This is a genomic window from Isoptericola sp. NPDC056578, assembly GCF_042793275.1.
In the GTDB taxonomy this organism is placed as follows: domain Bacteria; phylum Actinomycetota; class Actinomycetes; order Actinomycetales; family Cellulomonadaceae; genus Isoptericola.
Genome location: NZ_JBHTVC010000036.1, coordinates 1 through 25,615, shown reverse-complemented (window position 1 = coordinate 25,615; position 25,615 = coordinate 1). Strand labels below are relative to the sequence as shown.

The 25,615-nt window shown below is 74.0% G+C and carries 25 protein-coding genes and 1 pseudogene; 11 read left to right on the top strand and 15 right to left on the bottom strand.

Going from position 1 to position 25,615, the window contains the following annotated elements:
* The first annotated feature begins 2 nt into the window (after nt 1-2).
* Together ACFQ80_RS14535 and ACFQ80_RS14530 are read left to right on the top strand one after the other, a co-directional pair.
* Nucleotides 3-395: an ankyrin repeat domain-containing protein gene (locus ACFQ80_RS14535; protein WP_430564157.1), complete on the top strand. Its 393-nt coding sequence runs from the start codon at nt 3-5 to the stop codon at nt 393-395.
* 234 nt (nt 396-629) lie between these two features.
* Nucleotides 630-1,448, top strand: a pseudogene (locus ACFQ80_RS14530) (IS481 family transposase); the annotation flags it as partial.
* A gap of 100 nt (nt 1,449-1,548) precedes the next feature.
* Here the strand turns inward: ACFQ80_RS14530 and ACFQ80_RS14525 are convergent.
* The 4 genes from ACFQ80_RS14525 to ACFQ80_RS14510 form a co-directional block, all read right to left on the bottom strand.
* Complete coding sequence (locus tag ACFQ80_RS14525; protein WP_430564156.1) at nt 1,549-2,094, bottom strand: endonuclease V; 546 nt, start codon at nt 2,092-2,094, stop codon at nt 1,549-1,551.
* 448 nt (nt 2,095-2,542) lie between these two features.
* A complete protein-coding gene (locus tag ACFQ80_RS14520; protein ID WP_430548711.1) occupies nt 2,543-3,184 on the bottom strand; it encodes a hypothetical protein in 642 nt (213 codons plus the stop codon).
* Between the two features lie 67 nt (nt 3,185-3,251).
* Nucleotides 3,252-3,794 carry a sugar O-acetyltransferase gene (locus tag ACFQ80_RS14515; protein ID WP_430564155.1) on the bottom strand — a complete coding sequence of 181 codons (543 nt, stop codon included), beginning with the start codon at nt 3,792-3,794 and terminating at the stop codon, nt 3,252-3,254.
* Between the two features lie 36 nt (nt 3,795-3,830).
* Nucleotides 3,831-4,493 carry a hypothetical protein gene (locus ACFQ80_RS14510; protein WP_430564154.1) on the bottom strand — a complete coding sequence of 221 codons (663 nt, stop codon included), beginning with the start codon at nt 4,491-4,493 and terminating at the stop codon, nt 3,831-3,833.
* A gap of 89 nt (nt 4,494-4,582) precedes the next feature.
* Between ACFQ80_RS14510 and ACFQ80_RS14505 the strand changes: the two genes are divergently transcribed.
* The 3 genes from ACFQ80_RS14505 (at nt 4,583) to ACFQ80_RS14495 (ending at nt 8,427) form a co-directional block, all read left to right on the top strand.
* A complete protein-coding gene (locus ACFQ80_RS14505; protein WP_430548714.1) occupies nt 4,583-5,035 on the top strand; it encodes a MarR family winged helix-turn-helix transcriptional regulator in 453 nt (150 codons plus the stop codon).
* 102 nt (nt 5,036-5,137) lie between these two features.
* Nucleotides 5,138-6,820 (top strand): hypothetical protein, encoded by a 1,683-nt coding sequence (locus ACFQ80_RS14500; protein WP_430564153.1) that lies wholly within the window; start codon nt 5,138-5,140, stop codon nt 6,818-6,820.
* A 131-nt stretch (nt 6,821-6,951) separates the two neighbouring features.
* Entirely contained in the window at nt 6,952-8,427 is a 1,476-nt protein-coding gene (locus ACFQ80_RS14495) for a family 20 glycosylhydrolase (protein WP_430564152.1), read from the top strand.
* 15 nt (nt 8,428-8,442) lie between these two features.
* Here the strand turns inward: ACFQ80_RS14495 and ACFQ80_RS14490 are convergent, their stop codons facing one another.
* The 8 genes from ACFQ80_RS14490 to ACFQ80_RS14455 all read right to left on the bottom strand — a co-directional run bounded on the left by ACFQ80_RS14490 (nt 8,443) and on the right by ACFQ80_RS14455 (nt 16,374).
* Nucleotides 8,443-9,108, bottom strand: coding sequence for a response regulator (locus ACFQ80_RS14490; RefSeq protein ID WP_430548717.1), 666 nt, complete (start codon nt 9,106-9,108; stop codon nt 8,443-8,445).
* Nucleotides 9,105-10,298: a sensor histidine kinase gene (locus ACFQ80_RS14485; RefSeq protein ID WP_430564151.1), complete on the bottom strand. Its 1,194-nt coding sequence runs from the start codon at nt 10,296-10,298 to the stop codon at nt 9,105-9,107. Before ACFQ80_RS14485 ends, ACFQ80_RS14490 begins: the two co-directional genes overlap by 4 nt.
* A 73-nt stretch (nt 10,299-10,371) precedes the next feature.
* Nucleotides 10,372-11,004: a hypothetical protein gene (locus ACFQ80_RS14480; protein ID WP_430564150.1), complete on the bottom strand. Its 633-nt coding sequence runs from the start codon at nt 11,002-11,004 to the stop codon at nt 10,372-10,374.
* On the bottom strand, nt 11,001-11,897 hold the full coding sequence (locus ACFQ80_RS14475; RefSeq protein WP_430564149.1) for a hypothetical protein: 897 nt from the start codon (nt 11,895-11,897) through the stop codon (nt 11,001-11,003). Before ACFQ80_RS14475 ends, ACFQ80_RS14480 begins: the two co-directional genes overlap by 4 nt.
* Nucleotides 11,897-12,526, bottom strand: coding sequence for a signal peptidase I (locus tag ACFQ80_RS14470; RefSeq protein ID WP_430564148.1), 630 nt, complete (start codon nt 12,524-12,526; stop codon nt 11,897-11,899). Before ACFQ80_RS14470 ends, ACFQ80_RS14475 begins: the two co-directional genes overlap by 1 nt.
* Entirely contained in the window at nt 12,523-13,590 is a 1,068-nt protein-coding gene (locus tag ACFQ80_RS14465) for a hypothetical protein (protein WP_430564147.1), read from the bottom strand. The genes ACFQ80_RS14470 and ACFQ80_RS14465 overlap by 4 nt, the downstream gene beginning before the upstream one ends.
* Nucleotides 13,591-13,686: 96 nt before the next feature.
* Nucleotides 13,687-14,388: a SipW-dependent-type signal peptide-containing protein gene (locus ACFQ80_RS14460; RefSeq protein WP_430564146.1), complete on the bottom strand. Its 702-nt coding sequence runs from the start codon at nt 14,386-14,388 to the stop codon at nt 13,687-13,689.
* A gap of 180 nt (nt 14,389-14,568) precedes the next feature.
* Complete coding sequence (locus ACFQ80_RS14455) at nt 14,569-16,374, bottom strand: dolichyl-phosphate-mannose--protein mannosyltransferase (protein ID WP_430564145.1); 1,806 nt, start codon at nt 16,372-16,374, stop codon at nt 14,569-14,571.
* A 35-nt stretch (nt 16,375-16,409) separates the two neighbouring features.
* On the opposite strand from ACFQ80_RS14455, the gene rsmI reads away from it, so the two are divergent.
* Nucleotides 16,410-17,315: a 16S rRNA (cytidine(1402)-2'-O)-methyltransferase gene (gene rsmI, locus ACFQ80_RS14450; protein WP_430564144.1), complete on the top strand. Its 906-nt coding sequence runs from the start codon at nt 16,410-16,412 to the stop codon at nt 17,313-17,315.
* Between the two features lie 64 nt (nt 17,316-17,379).
* On the opposite strand, the gene ACFQ80_RS14445 is transcribed toward rsmI, so the two are convergent.
* From ACFQ80_RS14445 to ACFQ80_RS14435, 3 genes are all read right to left on the bottom strand, one after another.
* A complete protein-coding gene (locus ACFQ80_RS14445; RefSeq protein ID WP_430564143.1) occupies nt 17,380-17,973 on the bottom strand; it encodes an isochorismatase family protein in 594 nt (197 codons plus the stop codon).
* 30 nt (nt 17,974-18,003) lie between these two features.
* Nucleotides 18,004-18,225 (bottom strand): hypothetical protein, encoded by a 222-nt coding sequence (locus ACFQ80_RS14440; protein ID WP_430548730.1) that lies wholly within the window; start codon nt 18,223-18,225, stop codon nt 18,004-18,006.
* A gap of 108 nt (nt 18,226-18,333) precedes the next feature.
* Nucleotides 18,334-18,510 carry a hypothetical protein gene (locus ACFQ80_RS14435; protein WP_430564142.1) on the bottom strand — a complete coding sequence of 59 codons (177 nt, stop codon included), beginning with the start codon at nt 18,508-18,510 and terminating at the stop codon, nt 18,334-18,336.
* A gap of 91 nt (nt 18,511-18,601) precedes the next feature.
* Here ACFQ80_RS14435 and ACFQ80_RS14430 point away from each other — a divergent pair, with 91 nt between their 5' ends.
* The 5 genes from ACFQ80_RS14430 to ACFQ80_RS14410 all read left to right on the top strand — a co-directional run bounded on the left by ACFQ80_RS14430 (nt 18,602) and on the right by ACFQ80_RS14410 (nt 25,476).
* Entirely contained in the window at nt 18,602-19,864 is a 1,263-nt protein-coding gene (locus ACFQ80_RS14430) for a PQQ-dependent sugar dehydrogenase (protein WP_430564141.1), read from the top strand.
* A gap of 77 nt (nt 19,865-19,941) precedes the next feature.
* Nucleotides 19,942-21,726, top strand: coding sequence for a methionine--tRNA ligase (gene metG / locus ACFQ80_RS14425; protein ID WP_430564140.1), 1,785 nt, complete (start codon nt 19,942-19,944; stop codon nt 21,724-21,726).
* A 1-nt stretch (nt 21,727) separates the two neighbouring features.
* Complete coding sequence (locus tag ACFQ80_RS14420; protein WP_430564139.1) at nt 21,728-22,642, top strand: TatD family hydrolase; 915 nt, start codon at nt 21,728-21,730, stop codon at nt 22,640-22,642.
* 169 nt (nt 22,643-22,811) lie between these two features.
* Nucleotides 22,812-23,933 carry a ubiquitin-like domain-containing protein gene (locus tag ACFQ80_RS14415; RefSeq protein WP_430548735.1) on the top strand — a complete coding sequence of 374 codons (1,122 nt, stop codon included), beginning with the start codon at nt 22,812-22,814 and terminating at the stop codon, nt 23,931-23,933.
* Between the two features lie 220 nt (nt 23,934-24,153).
* Complete coding sequence (locus tag ACFQ80_RS14410) at nt 24,154-25,476, top strand: transglycosylase family protein (RefSeq protein WP_430564138.1); 1,323 nt, start codon at nt 24,154-24,156, stop codon at nt 25,474-25,476.
* The last annotated feature ends 139 nt before the right edge of the window (nt 25,477-25,615 follow it).

The window sequence follows — 25,615 nt, the reverse complement described above, 5'->3', positions numbered from 1 at the left end:
CGATGGACCGAGCGGGCCGCACGCCACTTCACTATGCAGCAATGGATGACGACGCTTCGGAAACCGAAAGGCTGCTACGCGAAGGTGTGGCCGCAGATGCCAAAGATGGGCAGGGCTTCACGCCTTTGCATCTGGCGGCCCAGCAGTATTCGGTATCCAGCGCTCGAGCACTACTGCGGCAGGGTGCGACCATAGACCTCGAGAATTCGTTTGGAAATACCCCCCTCTTCGTCGCGGTATTCAATTCGAACGGGCGCGGTGATATGATCACGCTCTTGCGTTCCCATGGTGCCGACCCGCTGCATCCGAATTTCAGCGGCCAGACTCCAGCTGGTTTGGCGCGGCTGATCGGCAACTATGATGTTGCCCAATATTTCGTCGACGTGCCGGAGTAGATGCGGAGGCGGTCGTCGGACGGGAGCTGGTGCTGCTGCGTCGCTCAGGATGACGACCATGGCGGCCGTGCGCAGCGTGTACATGGGCTTTCCGCGGGCTGTCCTCTAGGTGTGATGCCCAGTCACGTTGGTCGAGGCAGTGTGACGACACGATCTGATCTGTAGGGCGCGAGAGGACCTCCCGGTGTGGAGTGGAGCTGTCTGACGGTTCCGCTCCGGCACCAGGAGGTCTTCGTGTCTCACGCTACTCACTCGAACGCTGCCCTGACCCCACGAGGGCGCCTACGACTGGCCGTTCTCGTGGTCGATCACGGGTGGCCCATCGCCCGGGTCGCCGAACGGTACGACGTGTCCTGGAAGACGGCCGCGAAGTGGGCCGAGCGATACCGCGCCGAAGGCGTCGAAGGGATGCAGGTCCGCTCCAGCGCCCCACACCGGCGGCCTCGAAGGACGCCCCCGCGGCTGGTGCGACGGATCGTGCGAGCTCGCCTGCGCCACCGGATGGGCCCGATACAGATCGCGGACCTGATCGAAGTGCCGGCCTCGACCGTGCACGCGGTCCTGGTCCGGTGCCGGATCAACCGGCTGACCTACTTGGACCGGGTCACCGGAGAACGGATCCGCCGCTACGGGCACGAACGACCAGGCGACCTGCTGCACGTGGACGTCAAGAAGCTCGGCAAGGTGCCCGATGGCGGCGGCTGGCGCTACGTCGGCCGCCAACAGGGCGACCGTCATCGGGCCGCGACCTCGGCACGCACCGGCTCACCGAAGAGCAAGTACCACCAGCCGCTGATCGGGACCTGCTACCTGCACACCGTGATCGACGACCACTCCCGGGTCGCCTACGTCGAAGCCCACGACGACGAGACCAAGGAGACCGCCACCACGGTCCCGCGCAACGCCGTCGCGTGGTTCGCCGACCGCGGCGTGACCATCCGTCGGGTCATCTCGGACAACGGCGGCGCCTACCGGTCCCACCTGTGGCGTGATACCTGCGCCGAGCTCGGCATCACCCCGAAACGCACCCGCCCCTACCGCCCACAGACCAACGATGAAGCGCCCCAGGTTCTCTGCCGCTCCTACGCGGGTTGAACCTGGGGCGATTGAAACCGCGCGGTTGAGTGGGTCGTCGCCCCGGATCGTGTAGACCTCACCAGCTCGGCGATGACCGCGAGTTGGGCTGAGCTCGGCCGCGCGCAAGGCGGTCCACTCTCGCCAGCGCGTCGGGGATCCGGTTCGGCCCTGCCATCGCCATGACGATCAGCGCTGCCTCGGCAACGTCGAGCCCGGTGGCGGTGACGTAGAGGGGGCGCGTCGCAATGCCGCGGAGCACATGGGCGGCGTGGGTTGCGGTGCGGAACGGAGTCTTCGCGACGCCGATGACCGGCACGCCGACTGTCTCCGAGGCGTGCGCTCCGAGCCCGGGGCGGCCATGGGGGTCGAGAGTGGCGTATCCGTCGATGACCAGCAGTTCAAGGTGGGGGCCGAGGTCTAGGACGGCGAGGATGCACGGGAGTTCCCGCTTGAACAGTCCCCCAGGCTCGTACGGCTCGACCTCGGCGATGTCGGCGACGTGCTCGGACTCTGTTGTAGAGAGTGTCAGATCGCGGCACACGACGAGGGCTGACCTGGCTCCGCCCTGGTCGTCGTAGTGGACGTCTACCGCGCCGACCGTCGTGGTCGTGGTGTGCTCCATTCCTGGCTCAGCTGGCGGCGCGGATGCGGGTGTCGGCGAAAAGTTCGTTGGGGGTAGCAGGACGGCGTCTCCGTGGGTCTCAGTGAGCTGGCCAAGGTCATCGCTCTTGCGGTTCAAATCGTGCCACGCGTCGTGCCACGGATTGGCGCCTGAGCCACGCGATTGCCACGCACCGGCGCTGTGCACGTGGGCGCGGTTGCTCATGGTTTCGCGCTGTCCGAGGATGGCAGAATCGGGCTACGCGATCCGCGAGATTTCGGCGTTCCCGCGGCTCCGCGCATCATGAAGAGTTACAGATCAATCGCGCCTCGGTCGGCCGGAGTCGGGCCCGAGCTTCCTGGAGAAGGTCGGGGGTTCGAATCCCCCTAGCTCCACCGAAGGCCGACGGCCGCCGCACCTGGTGCGGCGGCCGTCGTCGTTCCCGGGCGCCTTTCGAACCCGCCGCGGGTCAGGCCGTGCGACGCGAGAGCAGCGCCGCGACGAGGAAGCAGAGCGCGCCGGCGAGCGTCCCGGCCTGGTCCCACCACGCGCTGAGGTAGGTGCCCGTGGAGGGCTCCACGTACGCCCCGACGGCAGAGGCGGCGAACGCCACCGAGCCGACGGCGTTGAGCCAGGTGCCGTGCCAGGTCCGGGCGTCCAGGTCCCACAGGTGCCCGCGGTCGCGGGTCGCGACGATCGCGCACGCCGACGAGACGAGGAACGCGACCGAGCCGTACGCGTCGGGCTTCCAGCCCGCGCCGAGCCGTCCCGGGTCCGCGACGGACGCGGCCAGGGCAGCGACCGTGCTCACGTTGAAGCACACCGTGCCGACGAGCTGGACCGCGGCGGCCCACCAGTCCCACCGGTCGGCGGGGTGCGTGCCCCTGCGGGGCGGGCGCCGGCCGCTGAGGCTCAGCTGCACGACCGCGGCGGCGGTGAAGAACACCGACCCGACGACGAACGTGACGCCCGCCCCGACCTCGCCGACCGCGTCGGCGTAGGGCGGGAGCGCCCCGACGAGGAAGCACAGCGACCCGACGGCGAAGCCCCACGCCTCGCGGCGCAGGCGCCGGCGCGAGGTGCTGTCGACGTCCTGGCCCGCCTCGGACACCTCTGCAGCGTAGGAACGGGGGCGGGCGGCCTCAACCGCCCGGCCGCTTTTCACCCCGGTGCGGTCCTCACCAGCGGCGGCGCACCGTCGCCTTGCCGCCGGTGACGAGGCTGCGGGCCGGCACGTCGTCGGCGACGACGGCCCCGGCGGCGATCACGGAGTCCCGGCCGATGGTCACGCCCGGCAGGAGGGTGGCCCCGGCCCCGATCCACACGTTCTCCTCGACGACGATCGGGCCGCCGGTGAGCCACACCCTGCGGTCGTCGGTGTCGACCGGGTGGCCCACGGTGATGAACGTGACCTTCGGCGCCACCATGACGCGCTCGGCCAGCCGGATCCCGGCATAGTCGAGGAACGTGCAGTTCTGGTTGACGAACACCCGCTCGGCGAGGTCGAGGTTCAGCCCGTGGTCCGTGTAGAAGGGCGGGTAGATCGTCGTCCTCGACGGCAGCGGACGGCCGAGGATCTGCTCGAACAGCTCCGCCTTGCCCGCCTCGTCGTCGAACGGCAGCACGTTGAGGCGGGAGGTGAGCTCGGTGGCGCGCAGCACCCGCTCGGACATGGTGCGGAACTCGGGGCCGTGGATGCGCAGGAGGAGGTCGCTCGGCATCCCCCGATGGTGCCGGGCGGGTGCGACATCGCCTGCTCAAGACCGCCGGGACCCGGGCGCCTCCCAGGGGAGCCGGGTGGTCACCGGCTCGGGTGCGGGCAGCGGCGCGCCGACCGTGCCACCAGCGGCCGGTCGCGGGGCTGCGCCGAGGCGGACGACGGCGGTGCGGTCGTCGATGCGGACGGCGGCGAAGGCGCCGTGCGCCGGCACCTCCGGCGGCACCGGGACGGCGTGCCGTCCGGCCGGCAGGTCCGCGTCGACGAGCGCCACGGCGTGGGGGACCGGGTCGGGCGGGACGGGCACGGCCCAGAGTGCCGTGGCCGTGACGTGCGCGGGGTCGGCCAGCGTGACGTGCAGCTCGCGGGCCTCGGCGTCGTGCTCGACGCCGGGCACCGGGCCGCCGACGATCTGCTCCACCTGGGCGGTGAGCAGCGGCGCCATGCCGCCGAGCCCGCTGTGGAACCGGACGTCGGGGTTGCGACGGAGCAGCTCCGCCTCCAGGAGCTCGCGCTGCCGAGGCGGCACCTGGCCGCCGAAGAGCACGAGGTCGAGGTCGCGGGAGTCGTAGTCCTCGAGCACCCGGTCGAACCGGTTGGTCGCGTTCGCCGCGATGCCGCGGGCGCGCAGCATCGCGACCGTCTCGGTGAGGGCTCGGGCGCTGCGGCCCACCACGAGGACCCGCGTCGTGCTGTCGCTCATCGTCCTGCTCCTTTGTTGGAACGTCCAAGATTGGTACAACCAACATACATCAACCGTGGGTCGTCCCAACATCCAGCTAGGCTCGGGGCATGCGCGAGCCACTCCCTCCCCGCCGCACGCCCGACCGGCAGAAGGATCGGCCGACGTGGCTGCTGGGGCGCGCCGCGGCGCGGTCGTCCGCCTTGCTCGCCGGCGCGTTCGCCGAGCACGGCGACGGTCTGCGTGGCTACCACTACCGGCTCCTGGCCGCGCTCGAGCAGTGGGGGCCGGAGAGTCAGGCCGACCTCGGGCGGGACACCGGCATCGACCGGAGCGACGTCACCGGCGCGCTCCGGGAGCTCGAGGACCGCGGCCTGGTGCGGCGGGAGGCGGACGCGACGAACCGGCGCCGCAAGATCGTGTCGGTCACGCCGTCCGGCCTCGCGGTGCTCCGGGAGCTCGACGGCGTCCTCGACGGCGTGCAGGAGGCGCTACTCGCGCCGCTCTCCGCCGCCCAGCGGCGGCAGTACGCGGAGATCATGGTGCTGCTCGCCGGCTCCTGACCGGCGCGGCGTCCCGACCGTCCGGCGTGTCCTGCCGCGCGGGTGTGGCGAGGTCGTGGAGGCCGTCGACCAGCGGTCGGTGGATGCGCAAAGATGAGGGGCGTGCCCCTCCGGAACGTCCGATTCGTCCTGCCCGTCGTCCTGACCGGTGCACTCGCCCTCACCGGCTGCGCGGCCTCGCCGCCCGGCGAGGCGGCGAGCCCGTCGACGGGCGCCCCGGCCGTCGCGGTCCGCGACCTGTCCACGCACACGGTGCTCCTCGACGCCGCCGACCCGGCCGATCTCGCGCTCACGACGAGCCAGACGGTCTTCGCGCGCTCGGAGGTCGTGGTCCTCGCCGACGCGGACGACGCGGGGGCGCGGGAGGCCCTGGCCGCCGCGGCGGTGGCCCTGCACGCCCCGGCCCTGCTGGCCGACGGCGCCGGGCCGGGCGTCACCGAGGAGATCGAGCGGCTCGGTGCGCGTGCGGCGGTCGTCGTCACGGGTGACCAGGCGGGACCGGGCGACGGCGACGCCGACGGCACGGACGCCTCGGAGGCTCCCGACGGTGACGCCGAGGCCGACCCGGGTGCGGCGGCGCGCCAGGTCGCGGACGCCGCGGGCGTCCAGGCGATCACGGTGAGCCCCGACGTCGTCGGCGGCGAGGACGGCGAGGAGGCCGAGGGCGACGGCGCGGGCCCGACGCTCGAGGACGACGACCTGGAGGATCTCGTCGATCGCCTCGACTCCCTGCTCGGCGGCGGCCCGGGGGCCTCTCCGTCCGCGTCGGGGGGGACCGAGGGTGCGCCGCGGCTGCTGCGCGAGGTGCTGGCGCTGGTCGACCCGCAGGAGGGGCAGGAGGCCGCGATCGCCTCGCTGCGTGCGGCGGGGGCCGTGACGACCGAGGTGCGCGGCGGTGACCTCGCGTCCCGGCGCGTCGTCGAGACCGTGGACCGGGCGCAGGCGCTCACCGTCGTGGGGGTGGGGCGGTCGTTCGGCGACGCCGGCACGTTCGCCTGGCGCGTGGCGGCCGCGGAGCGCGCCGCGCTGCTGCCCACCGGCTCGCAGCACCTGCTGCCGGCGCGGTATGTCGCCGTCGACGCGACGGTCTGGGACGACCCGGCCGCCGCCGTCGCCCGCGCACAGGCCGCGGCCGCCGCGTACGCGCCGGGCGAGGACGCGCCGGACGACGCTGCGGACGACCCCGTGGTCCCGACGCTCGTGCTGCCGGTCAGCGCGACCGCGAGCGGCCCGGGCGAGGACGGCGACTGGGTGACGCAGGAGGACGTGGAGTCCCTGCGCCCGCTGGTCGACGCGGCGCGGGACGCCGGGGTGTACGTGCTGCTCGACGTCGGCGCCGGCACCGCGCCGGTGGTCGAGCAGGTGCGGGCGGCCGAGGCGCTGCTGCGGACGCCCGGGGTGGGGGTCGCCCTGCACCCTGAGGCCCGGGTCGGCGACGGCGCCGCGACGACGTCCCACCAGATGACGGCGGCCGAGGTCGGCGAGGTGACCACCTACCTGGCCGACCTGGTGTCGCGGGAGGGCCTTCCGCCGGCCCTGCTGGTCGTGCACCAGACGCGACCGGAGTCCGTGCCCGACCGGTCCCTGCTGCGTTCGGTGCCCCAGGTGGAGACGCTCGTCCTCGCCGACCTGACCGGCGGCGCCACCACCGGGGAGTGGGTGTGGAACCAGGTGAGCGCCGACCTGCCCGACGGCGTGCACCTCGGGTGGTCGGGTCCGGCGTCCGGGGTGACGGGGCCGGTCGTGCCGTCCGATCCCGCGCCGGTGCTGATCGCCACCTCCTGACGGGCGGCGGTCGTCGCGCGGCGTCGTTGACAGGGGTTCGGCCGATTCGGCAGGATCGCTAACGTAACGTTTCGATCCTCCGTCGGCGCCGACCGGGTGCCGTCGGCCCGCGCCCCTGGAGACCGATCATCGTGCTGTCCCTGATCCCGTGGCCCACCGTCGTCGACGGGCAGGACACCGCCCCGCTCGCCCTGGACGTCGCCCGTCTCGTCGTGCCGGACGACGCCCTCGCCGTCGTCGCGGCCGAGCAGCTCGAGGCGGTGGGCGTGCGTGTCGTCGACACGGTGCCGGGCCAGGAGCCCGCCGAGGCGGACGGCGCCACGCCTGTCGTGCTGCGGCTCGACGCCGCCGCCGGGCCCGAGGGCTCCGACAACCCCGAGCGGTACACGCTGCGGGTCACGACGGCGGGCGTCGAGGCCACCGCGCCCGAGCCGGTCGGCCTGCTGCACGCGGTGCGCACGCTGCGCCAGCTCGTCCCCGCCGCGGGCGAGGCGGGTGCTGCGCGCGAGGTCCCCGCCGTCGTCGTGCACGACGCCCCCCGGTACGGCTGGCGCGGGCTGTCGTTCGACGTCGTGCGGCACTGGTTCGGGCCCGAGGACATCCGCGCCGTCGTCGACCTGGTCGGTGCGTTCAAGCTGCGCGTGCTGCACCTGCACCTCACCGACGACCAGGGCTGGCGGATCGAGACGCCGTCGCGCCCCGAGCTGGAGAAGGCGTCCGACAGCCAGGTGGGGGGCGGCACGGCCGGGTTCCTCACGGTGGACGACTTCCGCGAGCTGCAGGAGTACGCGGCCGCGCGGTTCGTGACGATCGTGCCCGAGTTCGACATGCCCGGGCACATCAACGCGGCCACGCAGGTGTACGGGGCGCTGACGAAGGACGGCCTGCCCACCGAGCCGTACGACGGCATCGAGGTCGGCTTCTCCCGGCTCTGGTTCGACAACCCGGCCACCGAGCCGTTCCTGCGCGACGTCATCGGCGACGTCGCCGCCATGACGCGCGGCGACTGGGTGCACGTCGGCGGCGACGAGGTGCACACGATGGAGGTCGAGGAGTTCGCGAAGTTCGTCGAGCTCGCCGCCCGGATCGTGCGCGAGCACGGCAAGACGCCGATCTTCTGGCAGGAGGGCGCGCGCGGCCCCGTCGAGCCGGGCACGCTGCTGCAGTACTGGGAGCCGAAGGGCGAGGAGTTCGCGCGCTTCGTCGCGGCGGCGCAGGCGGGCGCGCGGTTCATCATGTCCCCCGGGAACCACGCCTACCTCGACATGAAGTACACGCCGGAGCACGAGCTCGGCCTGCACTGGGCGGGGTACGTCGAGCTGCGCGACTCCTACGACTGGGAGCCGACCGCCGTCATCGACGGGCTGCCCGCCGACGCCGTCGAGGGCGTCGAGGCCGCCGTCTGGACCGAGACGATCACCACCCGCGACGAGCTGTTCTCCATGCTGCTGCCGCGCCTCGGCGCCGTCGCCGAGGTCGCCTGGACCGCTCCCGAGCGCAAGGACTGGGACGGGTTCCGCGCCCGCACCGCGGCGCAGGCGCCCGCCTGGCGTGCCGGCGGGTGGGCGTTCCACCAGACCCCGCAGGTCGACTGGCCGACCGTCTGAGCGAGGGGAGCGCGGTCAGGCCCCGGGGCGCACGGACTGCCGGAGGAACTCGAGCACCGCGGCGACGCGGTTGTTGGCCCCGTCCGGCAGGTCCAGCCGCTTGTAGACGCTGGTGAGGTGGGCCTCGACCGCCTTCGGCGTGATGCCGAGCTCGGCGGCCACCCGGCCGTTCCCGCGTCCCTCCGCGACGAGCTGCAGCACCCGGAACTGCGCCACGGACAGCAGCGCCAGGGGCGTGTCCGACCGCGGCACCGAGCGGCTCACCAGGGCCGGGTCGATCACGACCCGGCCCTTCCCCACCGCGGTCACGGCCCGCACGAGCTCGCCGGGCTGGGCCGACGACCGCTTGGACAGGTAGCTCCACGCGGTCGGGGCGGCGGCGCTGATCGAGCGCACCAGGGCGAGGAGGTTGTGGCTGGACACGAGCAGGATTCGCAGCGCGGGGTCCCGCTCCTGGAGGGCACGCCCGAGGGCGATGCCGTTGCCGTCCTCGAGCTCGATGTCGAGGAGGGCGACGTCGGCCTCGGCCGGCCGGATGACGTCGAGCGCCGCGCGCTGGCCCGCCGCGTCGGCCACGACCTCGATGCCGGGCTGCCCGCGCAACAGGGCCAGGACCAGGCCGCGCACCATCGCCTCGTCCTCGACGACGGCCACGCGCAGCGTGCGGGGGGCGGCGGTCATCGTCGGCTCTCCGCCCCGGGCGGCGCGACGACGAGCACCGGCAGCCTGGCGGCCAGCCTGGCCCCTCCCGCGGGTGACGGGCCGAGCGTGAGCTCCCCGCCCCGACCCTGCACCCGTGCCCGCAGGCGCGCGATCCCCGAGAGCTCCGGCTCGCCGTCGATCCCGACGCCGTCGTCGTCGACGGTGACGAGCGCGGTGCCCCAGCCGTCGGCGCTCTGGTCACCGCGGACCACGACGTCGATGACACCGGCCCGCCCGTGCCGCACGGCGTTGTTGACCCCCTCCTCGACGATGGAGAACAGCATCACCCGGTCCGCGGGGGGCAGGTCGTACCCGGCGAGCAGCGCGTCGGCGACGCCCTCGTAGCGCACGTCCATCCGGACCGTCGGCGGCAGCCGGTCCGCGAGGAGCAGCAGCGCGGCGGACAGGGCGAAGTCGCCCGCCAGGGGGTACAGGGTGTGGGCCACCGTGCGCACCTCGGACTCGCGGAACTCGTCCAGCGCCTCGGAGACCGCCTCGACGGAGCGCGCCGCGCTCTCCTGTCCGGCGCGCCGCAGCTCGTCGCGGACCGTCTCCAGCTCCCGGATCGCCAGGACGAGGCGCTGCTGCAGGCCCCCGTGCAGCTCCCGGGAGACCTCGCGCCGCACCCGCAGCTCCTCCTTCTCGGCCTCGATGCGCGCGAGCTCGGTGCGCTGCGTCTCCTCCAGGTGGCGACGCTCCTCGTCCCGGATGCGGCGACGGGTGCCCACGTAGTAGAGCGCGATCGAGATCGCGAAGGACGCCTCGAGGGTGGCCAGCACGGTCTCGACGACGAGGAACTCGGTGGACGCGCCCTGCGGCAGGCCGAGGTACACCGCTCCGGTGCGGGTGGCCCCGATCCCGAGGCTCAGGCCGACGACGAGGGCGATACGCGCCCCGCGCGACCAGTGCAGGATGTGCAGCCTGAGCAGCAGCGCCGCCGCGAGCGCGCTCGCGACGACGACTCCACCGACGAGGAGGGCGGTGACGCGGACGACGAACACCAGCTCGGGCTGCCCGAACACCGGCGCACCGGTGCTGTCGACGGGCGCGATGCCCTCCATCTCCCAGAGCGCGAGCTCGGCGGCCGGGACGACAGCGATCAGCGCGACGCCGGTCATCGCGATGAGCGCGAAGGCACGACGCTCGTCCCGCTCCGCGTCTCGGACCACCCCTCATCGTCGACAGGGGGGTCGCCTTCAGGCAACCGGAGCGGCTGCCGTCCGTCCTGCGTGCACGGCCTGGTCAGGCGCGCACGGCGTGGATCACCAGGTTGTCCCGCGCGGCTCCGGTGCTCCCTGCGCGCTGCAGGCACGTGAGCACGACGAGGCGCGCCTCGCCGTCCGGGCGGTGTCCCCAGACGTCGGGGGAGGCCGCGGCGTCGGCCTTGCTCAGCACCTCGGTGCTCTCCACGAGGTAGGTGACGCCGTCGACCCGCAGCTCGTCACCGGGGGAGACCGTGACGACGGGGTCGTGCGCCCCCGGCTCGAAGAACGCGTTGCCGGGCGCGCGCCCGTCGCGCACGGCGTGCACGGCCACGAGCCGGGGCCGGCTGCCCTCGGCCGAGGTCCGCCCCGGGTCCCGGACCTCGAACGCCTCGGTGAGCGTGGGCGGGTCGAGCGCCCCGCCCGTGGCGGACATCGAGGTGAGGGGGACGTCGAGGTCCTGGGCCGGTGCCTGGAACCGGCCGCCCGTCGGGCGCAGGTCCGCGCCCGCGACGTCGGGCCGGGCGTCGAGGCGGACGCACCGGCCGTCGAGGTCGCGCTGGGCGGCGGCGCACGTGTCGCCGCCCTGCAGCCCGAGCCAGGTCACGGTCGCCGCGCCGCCGAGCGACAGCGCGAGGACCGCGACCAGCAGGGCCCGCACCCCTCGTCTCACTCGGACACCTCGCGGGACGTCGCCCGGTGGCGGCGCAGGGCCCGGGCGGCGCCGGCCGCGGTGAGCGCGAGCAGCGCGCCCGCGAGGAGCAGCCAGGGCGGGTCGGCCGGGAGAGCGGCACCGCCCGTGCGGGCGACGAGCCCGCTGGTGCCGGCGTCGCCGGTGGCCGTGCGGGTCGTCCCGGTGCCGCCGTTGGCCGTGCTGCCGTCCGCGGTGCCCGACCCCGGTCCGTCGTCGCCGGGGACCGCGCCGGGACCGTCGTCGCCTGGTGGGTCCTCGGCCGGTGCGTCGGGGTCGGGGGTGTCGCCGAGGATGCGGAGCAGGAGGTCGAACGTGAAGACGCGCTCGCCCACGAAGGCGCGGTTGCCGCTCGTCGCCTCCACCGGGAAGGCGTAGTCGACGGGGATGTCGACGGTGGCCCCCCGGTCCAGGGCGACCTCGTGGATCACCGTCCGGCGGCCCTCCAGCTGCGTGGCGGGGACCCCGTTGACGGTCAGGTCGTCGTAGAACGAGTCGTCGGCCCAGCTCGCATTGCCGGCGTCGCGGAAGGCGACGGCGTCGACGACGCTCGCCGTGAGCGTGCCGGCGGTCGGACCGTCGTTGCGCACCCGCAGCACCGCCCGGCCGGAGTCGCCCGGGACGACGACGACCTCGCCGAGCAGCGAGCCGTCGACGAGGATCGCGTCGCCCGGCGTCACGGCGCCGGTCAGGCGGACGAGGGGCGTGCCGTCGGTGTCGTGCTCGGGGGTGACCGGGCTCGCCGCGTCCGCCCGCACGATCATGGCCGGGGCGGTCGCGGAGGCCGCGACCACGGCGGAGGCCGACGGGGCGACGGCCCCGGTGGCGGCGAGCACCACGGCGAGGGCGAGGGCCCGGGTGCGGTTCCTGGTCATCACGATGCTCCCTTCTCTCGGTCGGTGGTCCGCTCCGCGCGACGGCGGGTGCCCCGCGAGCGGTCGGGCGTCACGACCGCGACGACGCCGTAGAGGATGAGGCCGACGGCGGCGACCTTCACCGCCGTGGGCGCCCACGACGCGTTCGTCACGTGGCCGACCAGCGGGATCGAGTACACGACGCGGCCCTGCACCTGGTCGGCGACGATCGGGTCGTCGTCGGCGCCGTTGGCGTCGCCGCGGGTGATGAAGCCGGCAGCCCCGTCGCCGCCCCACGTGATCCCGACGACCCGGTGGGTCACCAGGGTGGGGTCGCCGGAGACGGGCTGGAAGGTCAGGACGTCGCCCACCTGGACGTCCGCCGGGTCGACCGGGCGCACCACCACGACGTCGCCGGGGGAGAGCGCCGGCTCCATCGAGCCGGTCAGCACCGTGAGCGGGGTGGCGCCCATGGCCTTGGGGACGACCACGGCGGCCCCGGCCAGCGCGAGCAGGGCGACCATGACGGCGCCGAGCAGGACGGACGCGATCCTCCCGAGGACGCGCCGCGGGCGCCCGGCGGGGCGCGACCGGAGTGCGGGGGACGACGTCGTGCCGACGGCCGGGGCCTGCCCCGTGCTGGTGGTCATGACGTCCTCCCCTCGAGCCAGGCGCGCACGTCGTCCAGCGCGATCCCCTGGGCCTCGGCCCACTCCTCGACCTCGGCGGGAAGCTCGTCCGGGTCGACGGCGGCCTCGTCGAGACCGGCCCGGTCGAGCAGGTCGAGCAGGTCGTCGGCCCACTCGGGCTCCGGCTCGGCGTCAGCCTCGCCGGCGTCCGACGGTCCGTCGTCGGGCGTCTCGGTGGGCTCGGGCTCGGTGGGCTCGGGCTCGGCGGGAGAGGTCTCCGCAGGCTCGGGCTCCGCGTCGGGTTCCGTGCTCGGCTCAGGTTCCGGGGCGGTGTCGTCCGGCGCCTCGGCCGGGTCGGCCTGCTCGGTGTCGGCCGTCGCGTCGGAGGAGTCGGGCTCGGCCTCGTCGTCCGACCGGGCGGCGTCGTCCTCCCGGGCGCGCGGGGCCGCGTCGACCTCGACCTCCAGGGAGCCGCTCACGACGGGGGGCGCGGGAACCGCCGCGGAGTCGCTCCACAGGCGCTCGCGGTCGTCCACCGACTCGCCCGCCCGGACCTGCCACAGGTCCGCGACGAGGTCGCCGTCCTCCAGCCGGAGGCCCTGGTAGGCGTTCCCCGCCCACGGGTCCATCGCCACGGTGAGCGTCACGGTGAGCGCGCCGGCGGCGTCGTGCGGGAGCTCGACGGGGACGTCGGGCGCGCCGTCGAAGCGGAACGCGCCCTCGTCGTCGAGCGCCCCGGTCGCCACCTCCACGCCGTCCTGCTCGACCACGGCCGAGATCTCGAGGACCTCGAGGAGCGTGCTGTCGCGCCAGGCCGGGACCGCGAGCCGCAGGACCGCGTCGAGGTTGTCCCCGCGCATCGCCGTGCCGAGGTCGTAGGACGCCGTGAGCTCGCCGTTCGGCTCGATCGTGCCGGGGTCCGGGGACCCGTCCGCGGCGTCGAGCGTGACGTCGAGGTCGCCGGCCGCGAGGGTCGCGGCCCGGGCGGGAGCCTCGTCCCGCCAGGCCGCGGTGGTGGTGCCGGTCGACCCGAGGAGCATGGCGCCGGCGAGGGCGCCGGCGGCGAGGCTGGCTGCGCGCTTCATGGAGAGCCTCCTTCAGAGGGTCTGCAGCGGGTGCCGCCGACGGCTCCCGGGCCGCGGTGGTCGCCGGGCCCGGGAGGCGTCAGGTGGCGGGTGCCGTCAGCGGATCTGCTCCAGCATCACGTTCATGTCCTGCAGGACGGCTTCGGTGCCCGTCAGGTCCTGCCGGTCGATCGCGCGCGGCAGGTTCCCGAGGACGAACACCCGCAGCTCCTGCATGCCCGACCCCGGGAAGTGCAGGTCGGCGGCCTCGGACACGTCGTGGGCGCCGCTCACGACGTTCCCGTTCTGGTCGGTCACGAAGAACTTCAGGCCCAGCCCCTGGGCGAGCTCGCCGTCGAGGGAGGCGCCGTGGACGGAGAGCCGGGCCTCCATGTTGTCGCCCTCGGCGTAGGCCATCACCCGCGTCTGCCCGAGGACGAAGTCGCCGGGCACCGCCTGCCACGTGCCGAGGTCGATCTGGTGACCGACGACCTGGCCCGTGGCGGAGCCGGTGGCGTCAGGGTCGAGGGTCTGGAACTCGGTCGTGACGCCGATCGGGAGCGACTGCTCCTCCCCGAGCCAGTTGACGTCCCAGCTCAGCGCCGGGCCGACCTCGCTCGTGAGGTCCTGGGCGTCGCCGCGGTCGGGCGACACGTCGAACCACTGCGTCTCCTCCGCCTGCACCTTCAGGTGGCCGGCGCGGATGACGCCCCCGGCGACCTGTCCCTGGTCGTGCCAGAGGGCGAAGGTGCCCCCCGCGCCGAGCAGCAGAGCGGCACCTGCGACACCGGCGACGATCCCCTTGGTCCTCGTGTTCATGATGGCCTCACCCTTCGTGCGGTCGCGTTGCGTATCGCGCGAGGATGCTCGCCGTGGAGGTCTTCTCCGTCGTCCGGTGACTCGCCGTCGCAACGGTCCCCAGTCTTCGGCGGCGCACGGGAGTGGTCTGACCACTGCTAGGGGAAACCCCAGTGCGGGGGTGGGTGAGAGCCGGAGCTCCTAGATCCAGGACTCCAGCCGCATGACGTTCTGCCAGTAGGAGTACGGCACCTGCATGCCCGTCCACAGCGGGTAGAAGATCGCCGACACGGCGAGGATCACGACGAGCACGGCGACGATCGTCGCCACGGCGAGCGAGCGCTCGCGCCGTCGTCCCTCCGTGCGCTCCAGCGCCACGACCATGGGGTAGACGAGCGTCAGCACCACGAACGGCGTGAAGACGATCGAGTAGAAGGTGAAGATCGTCCGGTCGCTGAACGGCGGCGCGTAGGCGAACCAGGGCAGCCAGCCGGCGGCGGTGCCGCTCAGGACGGCGAGGGCGCGCCAGTCGCGCAGCCGGATCCCCAGCCAGATCGTCGCGACGAGGGCGATCGCGCCGAGGAGCCACAGCAGCGGGTTCCCGAGCGACGTGACGGCGCGGGCGCACGCCTCCGCGGCGTCGGCGGGGCACGTGCCCTGGCCGGGGGTCTCCTTCTCCCAGAAGAACGACGTCGGCCGCCACTGCACGATCCAGCCCAGGGGGTGCGAGGCGTACGGGTGGTCGGAGGAGAGCCCGGTGTGGAAGTCCCACATCTGCTGGTGGTAGTGGAGCAGGCTGCGCAGCGGGTCGGGCAGCCAGGTGACGCCCTCGCCGGGGTGCTCGGCCGCCCACTGCCGCAGGTAGGCGCCCTGGTTCACGAACCACGACCACCACGACGCGACGTAGACCACGATCGCGGTGGGCACGATCGTGAGGAACGCGGGCACGGCGTCCACGACGAGGGAGTCCTCCCACCAGCGGCCGACGCCGGCGGCGCGGCGGGCCGCGAGGTCCCACAGCACGGTGAGGATGCCGAAGACGGCGACGAACCACAGGCCCGACCACTTGGTGCCGCAGGCGAGGCCGAGGCTGACGCCCGCGGCGAGGCGCCACCAGCGGAAGCCCAGCCGCGGACCGTAGCGCGCCACGGTGCCGCCGGCGTCGAGGATCTCCGCGACCCGGCCCGCGAGCCGGCGTCTGGCCTGTTCGCGGTCCATGACGAGGCAGCCGAACGCGACCAGCACCCAGAACATGAGGAACTGGTCGAGCAGGGCCGTGCGGGAGTGCACGATGGCCTCGCCGTCGACGGCGAGCAGCAGGCCCGCGACCACCCCCATCGTGGTCGACGAGAACAGCCGGCGGGCGATCCGGACCAGCAGGAACACGGCGAGGATCCCGACGACCGCGCTGGACAGCCGCCACGCGAAGGAGCTGGTGGCGCCGCCGCCCGCGTCCATGCCGAGCCAGATCATCCACTTGCCGATCGGCGGGTGGACGACGTAGGCGGCCTTGTCGAGGTAGGTGAGGACGTCGCCGGCCTCGAACGCCGGGTTCGGCTCGTCGGGCCACTGCGCCTCGAAACCGAGGCGGCCGAGGGTGAACGCGTCCTTGACGTAGTAGGTCTCGTCGAACACGAGCTTGTGCGGCTGCCCCAGCTGCCACAGCCGGGTGGCCGCCGCCAGCAGCGTGACGACGATCGTGCCGAACCAGCCCCAGAACCGGTCGCGGCGGCGCAGGTCGAGCCGGACGCGCCGCGCGCCGAGCAGCCGCTCCAGCAGCTTCGCCTGCGTGGTGCGACCGTCGCCGTCCGCGGGCATCGGGGACGGCGGTGCCGGGGCGCCAGGGAATGCCGGCGGCGGGGCCCCGTGCGCCGGGGGCTCCGGCGTGCCGTCGGCCGCGGGCGTCCCGTCCGGGGCCTCGGCCGCGCGGTGGCGCGCGTGGCTCGGCGGCGTGCCCGCGGGCGCGGGATCGCCGGTGGCGGTGGCGTCGGCGTCGGGGGCGGTCACCGGGTCATCGTAGGGGGCGTGCGACGCTGGTCACCATGACCCCCGAGCCCTCCGCCGCGCCGTCTCCCGACACCCGTCCAGCCCCGCACTCCGAGGCCGGGGCGGTCGTGCTCGCGGCGACGCCCATCGGGAACGCGGAGGACGCGTCGCCGCGGCTGCGCCGGCTGCTCGCGGAGGCCGACGTCGTCGCGGCCGAGGACACGCGCCGCCTGCACGCCCTGGCCGCGCGACTGGGCGTGACCGTGGCCGGGCGTGTGACGTCGTACCACGAGCACAACGAGGAGGCCCGCGCCGACGAGCTGCTCGACGTCGTCGCGGACGGCGGCACCGTGCTCGTGGTGTCGGACGCCGGCATGCCCGCGGTGTCCGACCCGGGCTACCGCGTCGTGGCCCGCGCCGTGGAGCGGGACCTGCGCGTGACGGCGGCCCCCGGTCCGTCGGCGGTGCTCACCGCGCTCGCCCTGTCCGGGCTGCCCACCGACCGGTTCACCTTCGAGGGGTTCGTGCCGCGCAAGGCGGGGGAGCGGTCGCGGTGGCTCGGCGCGCTCGCCGCGGAGCCGCGCACGATGGTCTTCTTCGAGGCGCCGCACCGGATCACGGACACGCTGCACGCCATGGCCGACGCGTTCGGGCCCGCCCGGCCCGCCGCCGTCTGCCGTGAGCTGACCAAGACGTACGAGGAGGTGCTCCGCGGCCCGCTCGCGGACGTCGTCGCCGAGGCCGACGCCCGCGCCGCGGGCGGCGAGGGGCTGCGCGGCGAGATCTGCGTCGTCGTCGGAGGCGCGCCCGCGGGTGCGGCTCCCAGCGTCGAGGACCTCGTGCCCGAGGTCCTGGCCCGCGTCCGCGCGGGGGAGCGGCTCAAGGCCGCCGTCGCCGACGTCGCCACCGCGGCCGGGGTGCCCAAGCGCGACCTCTACGCGGCCGCCCTCGCCGCGAAGTAGCTGCCGAGCATGCACCCGTGCACGTCCTGAGCGCTCAGAACGTGCACGGGTGCATGTTCGGCCGTCAGGCGGCGGTCGAGGGGGTGAGCTCGACGCCGGCGGCGGCGAGCTCGGCGCGGGCCTGCTCGCCCTGCTCGGGGCTGACGGGGATGGTGAGGTCGGTGAGCACGCGCGTCGCCAGGCCCAGGCCGACGGCGTCGAGGGCGGTGCGCTTGACACAGTGCGACTCGACGAGGCCGACGACGTCGACCGCCTCGACGCGGGCGTCGCGCAGCGCCTGCTCCAGCGTGCGGCCGTCGGCGTCCGTGCCCTCGAAGCCGGAGTAGCCGTGGGCGTACTGGCCCTTCTTCACGGACACGTCCGGGCGCAGGTCCGCGAGGGCGGGGTGCAGCTCGGCGTTCGGCGTGCCGGCGAGGCCGTGCGGCGGCCAGGAGTCGACGAAGTCGGGGTGGTCGCTGAAGTGGTCGCCCGGGTCCACGTGCCAGTCCTGCGTGGTCACGACGATCTCGTACCGGTCGCGGTGCGCGGCCGCGTAGGCCGCGACGTCCGCGGCGACCTGGTTCCCGCCGTCGACGGCGAGCTCGCCGCCCTCGCAGAACGTGGGCTGGACGTCGACGACGATCAGGGCGCGGACGGAGGCGGGCACGGCATCGCTCATGCCACCCAGCCTGCCACGGTGCGCGGCGGATCAGGGACCGTCGCCGCCGCCACCACCGCCGTCGAAGAATCCCCCGCCGTCCAGGTAGCCCATGCCGAACGCGTCCGCGGAGCGACGGTTGCGCATGTCCATCTTGTCGGGCTCGAGCCGGGGGTCCGCGGCCCAGGAGGGCGGGCGGCGCTCGGAGGGATCGAGGCGCGGCAGCTTCTCGCGGCGGTGGAACGTGGCCCTGAGCCTTGCGCTGAGATTCATGACGACTCCTCCGTCGGAACCGCAGTCCGAGAACCGTTCGTCAAGAGTAGGTCGCGAGTCGGTCTGGTGTCGACGACGGTCACCCGGGGCACCAGCGCCCGGGCCGCGTCAGCAGTAGCCGCCGCCCGCGGAGTCGGGGCAGTAGAGCGGCTGGACGGCCATGGTGCCGGCAGCGGGCCGCCCGCGCTCCTCCGCCACGGAGAGGGGCGGGAGGCCCGGCCGCGCGGCGGGACGGGTCCGGCCGCCACGACGGAACAGGCGTCGCAGGCGTTCGGTGATCGACATCGCAGTCCCCCTTGACCGGTTCTTGGGGGAGAGCATGCCAGTCCGGCGGCTCGGTGTCGACGGTGGCGGCCGTGCGCAGCAGGATGGGGTCATGAGGCGCCATCCGACCCGCCGCCCGGCGGCCGCCGCCCCCGTCGCGGCGCTCGTGCTCCTGCTCGCGGCCTGCGGCGGCCCTGGCGACGACCCGGACCCGGCGACGCGGTCGTCGTCCCCGGAACCGACGGCGAGCGACACCCCTGCGGGGACCTCCGCGGCACCGGCGGCCACGCCGGAGGTCTCGGTCGAGACCGTCGTCGACGGTCTCGACGTGCCCTGGGGGCTCGCCGCGCTGCCGGACGGCGCGCTGCTGATCAGCCTGCGCGACGAGGCCCGCCTGGTGGTCGTGGACCCCGACGCCGGCACGACGACGGACGTCACCGGTCCCGGTGCGGACGCGCTCGCCGCGCAGACCACCCCCGACGGCGAGGGCGGGCTGCTCGGCGTCGCGCGCGACCCGGGCTCGGGCGACGTGTTCGTCTACCGCACCGGCGCCGACGACAACGCCGTGCTGCGCGGCGCACTGGACGGGACGGAGCTCGGCGGGCTCACGACCGTCCTCGACGGCATCCCGCGCGCCGGGCACCACGACGGCGGCGGGCTGGCGTTCGGCCCCGACGGCTTCCTCTACGTCGGCACCGGTGACGCGGGGGACGGGGAGGCGTCCCAGGACGCCGCGTCGCTCGCGGGCAAGATCCTGCGCGTCACGACCGACGGGGATCCGGCGCCCGGCAACCCCGACCCCGGCTCGCCGGTCTGGACCTTCGGCCACCGCAACGTCCAGGGCCTCGGCTGGGACGCCTCGGGCCGGATGTTCGCGAGCGAGTTCGGGCAGAACACGTGGGACGAGCTCAACCAGATCGAGGCGGGCGGCAACTACGGCTGGCCCGACGTCGAGGGGCCGGGCCTCGAGGGTCAGCCGCAGGCGGGCGACGGCACCGTCGCGCCGGTCGCCTGGTGGCCCACCTCCGACGCGTCGCCGTCCGGCCTGGCCGTGACCGACGACGCCGTGTACCTCGCCGGGCTGCGCGGCGAGCGGCTGTGGCGCGTGCCCTTCGGGAGCACGGCCTCGGGAGCGGACGAGGAGGACCCGAGCCCGGGGGCGAGCAAGGGCGCGGTCGACGTCGACGGGAGCGCCCGACCGCTCGGGGAGCCCCAGGCCCTGCTCGCGGGCGAGCTGGGCCGGCTGCGCAACGTGGCGCCCGTCGAGCCCGGGGGTGGGGACGCCGGTGGCCTGTGGGTGCTGACCAACAACACCGACGGCCGCGGCTCGCCGCGGGACGGCGACGACCGCCTGGTGCGGGTCACCTTCGGCTGACGGGCGGAGGCAGCGGGCCGGAGCCGGGGTGCGGACGGCTCGGGACGCCCCGTCGCGCGGGCCCTAGAATCGCCCGCATGACCCACATCCTCTCGGCCGTGGCGTGGCCCTACGCCAACGGCCCGCGGCACATCGGCCACGTCGCCGGCTTCGGCGTTCCCTCCGACGTCTTCAGCCGGCACATGCGGATGGCGGGTCACGACGTGCTGATGGTCTCCGGCACGGACGAGCACGGGACGCCGATCCTCGTGCAGGCGGAGCAGGAGGGCGTGACGCCGCAGCAGCTCGCGGACCGCTACAACCGCGTCATCGTCGAGGACCTCACGTCGCTCGGGCTGTCCTACGACCTGTTCACCCGCACGACGACGCGCAACCACTACGCCGTCGTGCAGGAGATGTTCCGCACGGTGTACAAGAACGGCTACATGGTCGAGAAGACCACGATGGGCGCGATCTCCCCGTCCACCGGCCGCACGCTGCCCGACCGGTTCATCGAGGGCACGTGCCCCATCTGCGGGTACGACGGCGCGCGCGGCGACCAGTGCGACAACTGCGGCAACCAGCTCGACCCGATCGACCTGATCAACCCCCGCAGCCGCATCAACGGCGAGACGCCGAAGTTCGTCGAGTCGAACCACTTCTTCCTCGACCTGCCGGCGCTCGCGGACGCGCTGGGCGACTGGCTGCGCACCCGCACCGGCTGGCGCCCGAACGTGCTGAACTTCAGCCTCAACCTGCTCGACGACATCCGGCCGCGCGCCATGACGCGCGACATCGACTGGGGCATCCCGGTGCCGCTCGAGGGCTGGGAGGAGAACCCGGCCAAGCGGCTGTACGTGTGGTTCGACGCCGTCATCGGGTACCTCTCGGCGTCGATCGAGTGGGCGCGGCGCACGGGCGACCCGGAGGCGTGGCGCGCGTTCTGGAACGAGGAGACGGCCCGCTCCTTCTACTTCATGGGCAAGGACAACATCACGTTCCACTCCCAGATCTGGCCGGCCGAGCTGCTGGCCTACGACGGGAAGGGCTCGCGCGGCGGCACGCCGGGCCCGTACGGGACGCTGCAGCTGCCCACCGAGGTGGTCAGCTCGGAGTTCCTCAACGTCGAGGGGCAGAAGTTCTCGAGCTCGCGCGGCGTCGTCATCTACGTCCGCGACATGCTGGCGCGCTACCAGCCGGACGCGTTCCGCTACTACGTGGCGGCCGCGGGCCCGGAGAGCCAGGACGTCGACTTCACCTGGGACAGCTTCCTGCGCCGCACCAACGACGAGCTCGTGGCGGGCTGGGGCAACCTCGTGAACCGCACCGCGAGCATGGTGCACAAGAACTTCGGGCAGGTCCCGACGCCGGGCGAGCTGGCCGACGTCGACCGCGGCGTCCTCAAGTCGACGTCCGCGGCGTTCGGCACGGTCGGCGGGCTCATCGAGTCCAACCGGCAGCGGGCGGCGGTCGCGGAGGCCATGCGCGTGGTCGGCGACGTCAACCGGTACGTGTCGGAGACGGAGCCCTGGAAGCTCAAGACGGACCCGGACCGCCTCGCGACCGTGCTGCACACGGTCACGCAGGCCGTGAGCGACTGCAACACGCTGCTCAGCCCGTTCCTGCCGCACTCCGCCCAGCAGGTGCACGAGACCATGGGCGGCACCGGCACCTTCGCGCCCCAGCCGCGCATCGACGAGGTCACCGACCTCGACGACGAGACCCGGCAGTACCCGGTCATCACGGGCGACTACGACTTCCCCTCGTGGGAGTCGCGTCCCGTGACGCCGGGCACCGAGATCGCGAAGCCCACCCCCGTGTTCACCAAGCTCGACGACTCGATCGTCGAGGAGGAGCTCGAGCGGCTGCGCGAGAAGGCCTGAGGTGGGGCGCAAGCGCGAGCGCGGGTTCCCGGCGGAGCCCGCGCCCCTGCCGGTGCCCGTCGCCGACAACCACACGCACCTCGACGCGATCGCCGGGATCCTTCCCGACGGCGAGCCCGTCCCGACCGCTGCCGAGCACCTCGCCCGCGCAGCGGCGGCCGGCGTGGACCGGGTCGTGCAGGTGGGCTGCGACCTGCCGGGCATCGACTGGACCGTCGACCTGCTGGCGGCGGGTCACCCGGGCGTGCTCGCGGCCGTCGCGATCCACCCCAACGAGGCCGTGCTGCACGCCGGCGTCCGCGAGGTCGGCCCGGACGGGCTCGAGCCCGACCCGGCGCCCCACCACGGGGTGCCGCTCGACGACGCGCTCGACCGGGTCGCGGAGGTCGCGCGGTCGCACGATCGCGTGCGCGCGATCGGGGAGACGGGCATGGACCTGTTCCGCACCGGCCCCCAGGGGGAGGCCGTGCAGCGGGACGCGTTCCGCGCCCACGTCGCGCTGGCGAAGGAGCTCGGCCTGGCGCTGCAGATCCACGACCGCGACGCGCACGCGCAGGTGATCGACGTCCTGCTCGCCGACGGCGCCCCCGAGCGCACCGTCTTCCACTGCTACTCGGGCGACGAGGAGATGGCCGCGCTCGCGGCGGAGCACGGCTGGTTCCTCTCGTTCGCCGGCCCGGTGACGTACCCGAGGAACGACCACCTGCGGGCGGCGTTGCGCGCCGTGCCCCTCGAGCTGGTGCTGGTCGAGACGGACGCGCCGTACCTGCCGCCGCACCCGTACCGCGGGCAGCCGAACGCCCCGTACGTCGCGGCGCACACCGTGCGCGCGATGGCGGACGTCCTCGAGCGCCCGCTGGACGAGGTGTGCCGGACGCTCTCGGCGACGTCCGAGCGCGTGTACGGCGCGTGGTGAGCCCCCGGGTGAGCGGTTCGTGAGCGGTCGAGGGCTTCCCCCCTGGTCACGGTTCCGTTACGGTCTGGTGCTCGTGCGGAGGTCGAGGACGGAGCGCGCGTCGGACACGGCGACGGTCCCGTCGTCGACCCCACGCCGCGGGGCCCTCTCGGGCCCCGCGCGTCACGTCGTGCACGGCACGGTGGTCCTGGCGCTGGTGGGCGGCACGGTCGCGGTCACGCAGGTGCACAAGACGATGACGATCGACTACGACGGCCACGTCGCGACCGTCGGCTCCTACGGTGCGTCGGTGGCCGACGTGCTGCGCTACCACCACATCCCGCTCGGCCCGGACGACCTGGTGCAGCCCGCGGCGTCGTCGCCCGCGGCGGACGGCGGCCAGGTCGTGGTCCGCTCGAGCCGTGAGGTGACTGTCGAGATCGACGGGGAGGTCACCACCTTCCCGACGACGGCGCACACGGTCGGCGAGCTCCTGGCGGCGCTCGGCCCCCGGGGGTCGGACGCCGTGACGTCGGCGTCGCGCACCGCTCCGCTGGACCGGACCCCTGTGCGGGTGTCGACCACGAAGACCGTGCAGGTGGCGGTGGACGGCCTGGTGCTGCCGATCCGCACGGCGCAGTCGACGGTCCGCGACGTGCTCGCGACCGCGGGCATCACGCTCGGCGAGCACGACCGCACGTCCGTGCCGCTCGGCGCGGCGGCCGTCGACGGGATGGTCGTCATGGTGAGCCGCGGGAACACGGACGCCGACCGGAAGACCGAGGTCATCCCGTTCGAGACGGAGCGCGTCGAGTCCGACGAGCTGCCGAAGGGGTACGAGGTGGTGCGCACGGCCGGCGTGCCGGGGGAGCGCGTCACGACCTACGAGGTGCGCACCCTGGACGGCGCCGAGGTGGAGCGCACCGTGGTCGACCGCGAGGTCACGCGCAAGCCGGTGGACGAGGTCGTCGTGGTGGGCACGCTCGAGGTCTCCACGGCCAACCCCGACCCGGGTTCCGCGAAGGCGATCGGCAAGGCGATGGCCGCCGAGCGCGGCTGGGGCGCCGACCAGTACACCTGCCTCGAGAAGCTGTGGGACAAGGAGTCGGGCTGGCGCTGGAACGCCGAGAACCCGTCCAGCGGCGCGTACGGCATCCCGCAGTCCCTCCCCGGCTCGAAGATGGCGACCGCCGGGTCGGACTGGCGCACCAACCCGTCGACGCAGATCGAGTGGGGCCTGGGCTACATCTCCGGGCGGTACGGCACCCCCTGCGGGGCCTGGAGCCACTCCGTGTCGGTGGGCTGGTACTGACCGCTGCCGGTCGAGCCCGCCGACACCGGGGTCGTGGTCCCGACACGCTCGGGCGACGTGTGAGACAGGTCACCCCGGTCGTGGCGACTTATCGGACAGCAGGGGACAGACGCGGGCATCCGTACCATAACCAGGCTTGGCCGATGGTCACGATCCGGTTACGGTCTTCGGAGCCACCGGATCGACCACGACCCCGACAGCCAGCCGGGACCCCGCCGTCGTGACCGGACCGCACGACGACTGGACCTGTGTGAACCCCTCGAACGAGACTCCCCACTCCTCGGCCGAGTCGATGCCCGAGGCTGGGCCCGACGCAGCGGCCGCCTCCGCGACGACCGCCACGCGCCGTCGCCGTCGGCTCCCGCTCATCGCGGGTCTCGCCGCCGGCGCGCTCGTCGTCGCGGGCGGTGCGGCCACGGCCTACGAGAGCGCGCGCAAGAGCGTGACGCTCGACATCGACGGCGCGACGCGCACCGTCTCGACCTTCTCCGGCTCCGTCGCCGGCCTGCTGGACGCCCAGGGCGTCGAGGTGGGCGAGCGCGACGCCGTCACCCCGTCCGTCGACGCCGCCCTGCGCGACGGCTCGCAGGTCGTGGTCCGCTCCGGGCACGAGCTCACGGTGGACGTCGACGGCAAGCAGGACGACGTGTGGGTCACGGCGCTGGACGCCGAGGAGGCCCTGCGCGGCCTCGACGCCCGCGGTTCCGACGTCTCCCTCGTCGCCTCCCGCTCCGGCGACCGCGCGTCGCTGCCGCTGCAGCTCGACGCCGACCAGCCGGTCGCCGTCGTCGCGGACGGCACCACCACGGTGGTCGACGACGGCTCCGTCGGCCTGGAGGCGATCCTCCAGGGTCTCGGCCTGACCGCCGACGACGACGACCACGTCTTCGTCGAGCGTCAGACCGCCAAGACCGACGGCGACCCGGCGGTGCGCATCGTCATCGAGCGCGTCGAGACGAAGAAGGTCACCAAGAAGGTCGCGGTGGACCACAAGGCGCGTACCGAGAAGGACGCCGACCGCTTCGCCGACCTGGGCGCCAAGGTCGCCCAGGAGGGCAAGGACGGCGAGCGCACCCTCACGTACCGCGTGACCACGGTCGACGGCGACGTCGTCGCCAAGAAGAAGCTCTCGGACAAGGTGACGACCAAGCCGGTCACGGAGGTCGTCGTCGAGGGCACCAAGGCGCGCCCGGAGCCGGAGCCCGAGCCGGAGCCGAAGGAGAGCTCCTCCGGCAGCTCGTCCTCGTCGTCGAGCTCCTCGGGCTCGTCGTCCGGTTCGACGTCGAAGGCCACCGGCTCGGCGCCCGCGGGGGTGTGGGCCGACCTCGCCCAGTGCGAGTCGGGCGGCAACCCGGCGACGAACACCGGGAACGGCTACTACGGCCTGTACCAGTTCTCCGCGCAGACCTGGCACGCGATGGGCGGCTCCGGCCTCCCGTCGGAGAACTCTGCCGCCGAGCAGACGCGCCTCGCCAAGAAGCTGCAGGCGCAGTCCGGCTGGGGCCAGTGGCCCGGGTGCGCGGCCAAGCTCGGCCTGCTCTGACCTGACGTCCGTCGGGCCTCGTGCCCGCCGGCGTCGACCGACCGCCCGGGACGGCACCGCCCTACCGGGCGGTCGGGCGTCGGGGCCCTGCGCGCGAGGGTCGGGCTGTGGGTGTCGTCACGACGCCGCCCTCAGATTA

Coding starts and splice junctions, on each gene's coding strand:
- ACFQ80_RS14525 (WP_430564156.1), bottom strand. CDS start 2,094: ATGGAGCACACCACGACCACGACGGTCGGCGCGGTAGACGTCCACTAC.
- ACFQ80_RS14445 (WP_430564143.1), bottom strand. CDS start 17,973: ATGAGCGATGCCGTGCCCGCCTCCGTCCGCGCCCTGATCGTCGTCGAC.
- ACFQ80_RS14475 (WP_430564149.1), bottom strand. CDS start 11,897: ATGACCAGGAACCGCACCCGGGCCCTCGCCCTCGCCGTGGTGCTCGCC.
- ACFQ80_RS14535 (WP_430564157.1), top strand. CDS start 3: ATGGACCGAGCGGGCCGCACGCCACTTCACTATGCAGCAATGGATGAC.
- ACFQ80_RS14490 (WP_430548717.1), bottom strand. CDS start 9,108: ATGACCGCCGCCCCCCGCACGCTGCGCGTGGCCGTCGTCGAGGACGAG.
- ACFQ80_RS14465 (WP_430564147.1), bottom strand. CDS start 13,590: ATGAAGCGCGCAGCCAGCCTCGCCGCCGGCGCCCTCGCCGGCGCCATG.
- metG (WP_430564140.1), top strand. CDS start 19,942: ATGACCCACATCCTCTCGGCCGTGGCGTGGCCCTACGCCAACGGCCCG.
- ACFQ80_RS14515 (WP_430564155.1), bottom strand. CDS start 3,794: ATGCCGAGCGACCTCCTCCTGCGCATCCACGGCCCCGAGTTCCGCACC.
- ACFQ80_RS14440 (WP_430548730.1), bottom strand. CDS start 18,225: ATGAATCTCAGCGCAAGGCTCAGGGCCACGTTCCACCGCCGCGAGAAG.
- ACFQ80_RS14510 (WP_430564154.1), bottom strand. CDS start 4,493: ATGAGCGACAGCACGACGCGGGTCCTCGTGGTGGGCCGCAGCGCCCGA.
- ACFQ80_RS14435 (WP_430564142.1), bottom strand. CDS start 18,510: ATGTCGATCACCGAACGCCTGCGACGCCTGTTCCGTCGTGGCGGCCGG.
- ACFQ80_RS14505 (WP_430548714.1), top strand. CDS start 4,583: ATGCGCGAGCCACTCCCTCCCCGCCGCACGCCCGACCGGCAGAAGGAT.
- ACFQ80_RS14430 (WP_430564141.1), top strand. CDS start 18,602: ATGAGGCGCCATCCGACCCGCCGCCCGGCGGCCGCCGCCCCCGTCGCG.
- ACFQ80_RS14470 (WP_430564148.1), bottom strand. CDS start 12,526: ATGACCACCAGCACGGGGCAGGCCCCGGCCGTCGGCACGACGTCGTCC.
- rsmI (WP_430564144.1), top strand. CDS start 16,410: ATGACCCCCGAGCCCTCCGCCGCGCCGTCTCCCGACACCCGTCCAGCC.
- ACFQ80_RS14460 (WP_430564146.1), bottom strand. CDS start 14,388: ATGAACACGAGGACCAAGGGGATCGTCGCCGGTGTCGCAGGTGCCGCT.